This window comes from Streptomyces sp. NPDC041135 (genome assembly GCF_055592085.1).
On record NZ_JBVIYZ010000073.1, the window covers coordinates 1 to 5,380 of the forward strand.

The 5,380-nt window shown below is 72.0% G+C and carries 4 protein-coding genes; 3 read left to right on the top strand and 1 reads right to left on the bottom strand.

Annotated features, from left to right (window positions below; all coding sequences use genetic code 11):
* The coding region (locus ACZ6CZ_RS37500) for a type I polyketide synthase (protein WP_469030491.1) at nt 1-1,808 on the bottom strand (1,808 nt) is incomplete at its 3' end.
* Between the two features lie 270 nt (nt 1,809-2,078).
* On the opposite strand from ACZ6CZ_RS37500, the gene ACZ6CZ_RS37505 reads away from it, so the two are divergent.
* From ACZ6CZ_RS37505 to ACZ6CZ_RS37515, 3 genes are all read left to right on the top strand, one after another.
* Nucleotides 2,079-3,293 (top strand): cytochrome P450, encoded by a 1,215-nt coding sequence (locus tag ACZ6CZ_RS37505; protein WP_469030493.1) that lies wholly within the window; start codon nt 2,079-2,081, stop codon nt 3,291-3,293.
* Nucleotides 3,290-3,493 (top strand): ferredoxin, encoded by a 204-nt coding sequence (locus tag ACZ6CZ_RS37510; RefSeq protein ID WP_469030495.1) that lies wholly within the window; start codon nt 3,290-3,292, stop codon nt 3,491-3,493. Before ACZ6CZ_RS37505 ends, ACZ6CZ_RS37510 begins: the two co-directional genes overlap by 4 nt.
* Nucleotides 3,494-3,590: 97 nt before the next feature.
* Nucleotides 3,591-5,380 (top strand): type I polyketide synthase (locus tag ACZ6CZ_RS37515; RefSeq protein WP_469030497.1); only part of this gene is annotated, 1,790 nt, incomplete at its 3' end.

Consider the following 5,380-nt stretch of genomic DNA (forward strand, 5'->3'; position numbering starts at 1 on the left):
AACGGCCGCTCCAGATACGGGTCGACCACCGCGCACACCGCGTCGAAGGCCTCCGCGAACACAGGCTGGGCGGCATACAGCTCCCGGCCCATCCCGACCCGTTGGCTGCCCTGGCCCGTGAACAGGAACGCCGTGTGTCCGGCATCGGTCACCGTGGCCGGCGTCTCGCCCTCGGCCAGTGCCGTCAGCCCGGCCAGCAGCTCCTCGCGCCCACCGCCGAAGACCACCGCCCGGTGCTCGAAGGCGGCCCGGCTCGTGGCCAGTGAGTACGCCACGTCGGGTACGCCCAGCGAGGCATCCGCCGTGACGAACTCCCGCAGCCGCGCCGCCTGCTGCCGCAGCGCCTCCGCCGACCGGGCGCTCAGCACCCACGGCACGACACCCGGAACCTGCGCACCCTCCCCGGCGACAACCGTCTCCACTTCCGGGACCTGCTCGATGATGACGTGGGCGTTCGTGCCGCTGATGCCGAAGGACGACACCGCCGCCCGGCGCGGCCGGTCCGTCTCCGGCCAGTCACGCTCCTCCGTCAGCAGCGACACCGCCCCCGCCGACCAGTCCACGTGCGGACTCGGCGCATCCACGTGCAGCGTCCGAGGCAGCACCCCGTGCCGCATCGCCTGGACCATCTTGATGACGCTGCCCACGCCTGCCGCGGCCTGGGTGTGGCCGACGTTGGACTTGAGCGAGCCGAGCCAGAGGGGCCGTTCGGGGCTGCGCTCCTGCCCGTAGGTGGCGATGAGGGCCTGGGCCTCGATGGGGTCGCCGAGCTTGGTGCCCGTGCCGTGCGCCTCCACGGCATCCACGTCGGCGCCGGTCAGGCGGGCGTTGGCCAGGGCCTGCCGGATGACCCGCTGCTGAGCCGGGCCGTTCGGGGCGGTCAGGCCGTTGCTGGCGCCGTCCTGGTTGACGGCGCTGCCGCGGATCACCGCCAGGACCTCGTGGCCGTGGCGCTGGGCGTCGGAGAGGCGCTCGACGAGGAGCATGCCGGCGCCCTCGGAGAAGCCGGTGCCGTCGGCGTCGGCGGAGAAGGCGCGGCAGCGGCCGTCGGGGGAGAGTCCGCGCTGCCGGCTGAACTCGATGTAGATGCGGGGGGCGGACATGACGGTGACGCCGCCGGCCAGCGCGAGGGAGCACTCGCCCGTGCGCAGGGCCTGGACGGCGAGGTGCAGGGCGACCAGGGAGGAGGAGCAGGCGGTGTCCACGGTGATCGCCGGGCCCTCGAGGCCGAGGGTGTAGGCGACGCGGCCGGAGGCCACGCTGGTGAGGACGCCGGAGCCGACGTAGCCCTCGACCTCGGCGGGGACGTCGTGGACGCCGGGCGCGTAGTCTTGGGGGATGGCGCCGACGAAGACGCCGGTGTCGCTGCCGCGCAGGGTGTGCGGGTCGATCCCGGAGCGTTCCAGCGTCTCCCAGGCCGTCTCCAGCAGGAGCCGCTGCTGGGGGTCCATGGCGAGCGCCTCGCGCGGGCTGATGCCGAAGAAGTCCGCGTCGAACTCGGGTGCGTCGTAGAGGAATCCGCCGTGCCGGGCGTAGGAATGTCCGGCGGCCTCGGGGTCGGGGTCGTAGACGCGCTCCAGGTCCCAGCCGCGGTCGGTGGGGAATTCGTCGATCGCGTCGGTGCCGTCGGCGACGATTTTCCAGAGTTCCTCCGGGGAGGCCGCACCGCCCGGAAAACGGCATGCCATGGCGACGATCGCGATCGGCTCCCGGTCCCGCCCCTCCACGTCGGCCAGCCGGCGGCGGGTCTGCTGCAGGTCGGCCGTTACACGCTTGAGGTATTCGCGGAGCTTCGCTTCGTTCGGCATGTAAGAGCCCATCCCCCTCGGACGATCAGGTGCCGGCGCCTCGGACGTCGCTGACATGCGCTCACTCGTTCGCACGTCACACTTTCGCGGTGGGGCTTGATTACCTCTTTTTCGACGCTAAAGCGGCTGGTGGAGAGGGGCCGTCACAGGTGGGGGCGGTGCGCTCCCGGCTTTCGGTGAAAGTTTTTAGTGGGAGTTTAGGAATCATCCATAACCTGCCCGCGAATCACGCGTGTTCAGAGCAGCGATCGGAGCGGAGGGTCTGTTCCCATGACCGAGGGCGAAAAGCACGAGGAACCGTCATTTCCGATGGCCCGCTCCTGCCCTTTCGGACCTCCGACGGAATACGCGCGGCTGCGCGCCGAGCGGCCGGTCTCCCGGGTGCGGTTGCAGAACGGCCGTACGGCCTGGCTGCTCACCCGGCACCAGGACGTACGGGCCCTGCTGAGCAACCCGGCGACCAGCTCCAACCGCGCCCACCCGGCCTTCCCCGCCACCGTCGCCAACACCCAGGCGTTCGCGCAGAAGGGGTTCCTGCTGTCCATGGACGCCCCGGAGCACGCGCTGCACCGCCGCATGGTGACGGGCGAGTTCACCGCCAACCGCGTGCGCCGGCTGCGGCCGCGCATCCAGGAGATCGTCGACGAGTGCGTGGACGGCATCCTGGCGGCCGGGTCCACCGGCCGGCCCGTGGACCTGGTGCAGGAGCTGTCGCTGCCGGTGCCCTCCCTGGTGATCTGCGAACTCCTGGGCGTGCCCTACGAGTCGCGGTCGATCTTCCAGAAGAACACCGAGGTGCTGCTGAACCGCACCAGCACGGCAGCCGACCGCGAGGGCGCCTTCTCCGCGCTGCGCTCCTTCCTCGGTGAGCTGGTGACCAGCAAGGACACCGAGCCCGACGACGCGCTGCTGAGCCGGCTCGCCGTGAAGTACCGCGAGGCCGGCCTGTACGACCACGAGCACCTGACCGGTTTCGCGATGCTGCTGCTGCTCGCCGGGCACGAGACGACCGCGAACATGATCTCCCTGGGCGTCGCCACCCTCCTCGACGGCGACCCGGCGGACCTCTCCGCGCTGGCCGCCGACCCCTCCCTGATGCCGCAGGCGGTCGAGGAACTGCTGCGCTACCTCAGCATCGTCGACTATCCGACCTCGCGCGTGCTGCTGGCGGACACCGAGGTCGGCGGCGTCACCATCCGCGCGGACGAGGGGTTCGTCGCGTCGGGGGCAGCCGCCAACCACGACCCCGAGGTCTTCCCCGACCCGGACCGGTTCGACCTGCGCCGCAACACGGCCGGCCATGTCGCCTTCGGCTTCGGCGTGCACGCCTGCCTGGGGCAGAACCTGGCCCGCGCGGAGCTGGAGATCGCCTTCAACACCCTCTTCGCCCGCGTCCCCGGGCTGCGCCTGGTGACCCCGGTGAACCAGCTCCCCTACAAGGACTCGACCGTGTACGGAATTCACACCCTGGAGGTGACCTGGTGACGTTTCGCATCGTCGTCGATCAGGCCGAATGCTGCGCCTCGTCCATGTGCGTCCTGGTGGCGCCCGACCTGTTCGACCAGCGGGAGGAGGACGGCATAGCCGTCGTGCTCCAGCCGGAGCCCGGCCCCGAGCACCACGCGGAGGCCCGCGACGCGGCCCGCCGCTGCCCGTCGCTGGCGATCCGGGTCGTCGAGGACTGACGCGACGCGCTCTTCGCGGTCCGTCGTGGCCGGTCGCGCACGACCGGCGCGAGCGGTACGGCACCTACGACTCCCGAGTTCTGACGCATCCGTCCGGCTGCCCGAAAGGTTCTCCGCAGTGGCCAGCAACGAAGACAAGTTCCGCGAGTACCTCAAGCGGGCGACCGCCGACCTGCGTCAGGCCCGCCGCCAGCTGTCCGAACTCGACGCCAGGAACCACGAGCCGCTGGCGATCGTGGCCATGGCCTGCCGCTACCCGGGCGGGGTCCAGTCGCCCGAGGCCCTGTGGGAGCTGGTCGCCGGCGGCGTGGACGCGGTCGGCGAGTTCCCCGCCGACCGGGGCTGGGCCGAGGACCTGTACGACCCCGACCCGGCGGCGACCGGCAGGTCCACCACCCGGCACGGCGGATTCCTGTACGGCGCCGCCGAGTTCGACGCGGACTTCTTCGGCATCAGCCCGCGCGAGGCGCTCGCCATGGACCCCCAGCAGCGGCTCCTGCTGGAGACGGCCTGGGAGACGCTGGAGCGGGCCGGCCTCGACCCGCGCACCCTGCGCGGCAGCGACACCGGCGTCTACGCGGGCGTCATGTACAACGACTACGCGTCCCGCCTCTCCCCCGCCCCGGAGAGCTTCGAGGGCTATCTCGTCAACGGCAGCCTCGGCAGCGTGGCCTCCGGCCGCGTCGCCTACACCCTCGGCCTCGAGGGCCCGGCGATCACCGTCGACACCGCCTGCTCCTCCTCCCTGGTCGCCCTGCACCTCGCCGCCCAGGCACTGCGCAAGGGCGAGTGCTCCCTCGCGCTGGCCGGCGGCGTCGCCGTCATGTCGACCCCGAGCACCTTCGTGGAGTTCAGCCGCCAGCGCGGCCTGTCCGGCGACGGGCGCTGCAAGGCCTTCGCCGAGTCCGCCGACGGCACCGGCTGGGGCGAGGGCGTGGGCCTGGTCCTGCTGGAGCGCCTCTCCGACGCCCGGCGCAACAACCACCCCGTCCTCGCCGTGCTCCGCGGCAGCGCCATCAACCAGGACGGCGCGAGCAGCGGCCTGACCGCCCCGAACGGCCCGGCTCAGCAGCGGGTCATCCGGCAGGCCCTGGCCGACGCCCGGCTCAGCGGCGCCGACGTCGACGCCGTGGAGGCGCACGGCACGGGCACCAAGCTCGGCGACCCCATCGAAGCGCAGGCCGTGGTGGCCACCTACGGCCGCGAGCACGATCCCGAACGCCCCCTCTGGCTCGGCTCGCTCAAGTCCAACATCGGGCACACCCAGGCGGCCGCCGGCGTGGGCAGCGTCATCAAGATGGTCCAGGCGATGCGGCACGGGGTGCTGCCGCGCACCCTGCACGTCGACGCACCCACGACCCACGTCGACTGGTCCGCGGGCACGGTGTCCCTGCTGACGGAGGAGCGTGACTGGCCGGAGGCGGACCGGCCGCGCCGGGCGGCGGTGTCGTCCTTCGGCATCAGCGGCACGAACGCCCACGTCATCATCGAGCAGGCGGCGGAAGCGGAGACGGAGCCTGAGGCGGTTGTCGCCGGGCAGGTTCCGGGTGTCGTGCCCTGGGTGCTGAGCGCCCGGTCGGCGGAGGCGCTGCGGGAGCAGGCGGTGCGGCTGCGGGAGTTCGTCATGGCGGATGCTTCGGCGGGCGTGCTGGATGTGGCCCGGTCCCTGGTGGAGACGCGGACGGTGTTCGAGCACCGGGCGGTGGTACTCGGAGCTTCACAGGACGAGCTGATCACCGGGCTCGGAGCGCTGGCCGACGGTGACCTGCTGACCGGGGTGGCGGACTCGGGACGTACGGCGTTCCTGTTCACGGGGCAGGGCAGTCAGCGGGCGGGGATGGGCCGGGAGCTGTATGCCGCCCAGCCTGTGTTCGCGGAGGCCTTCGA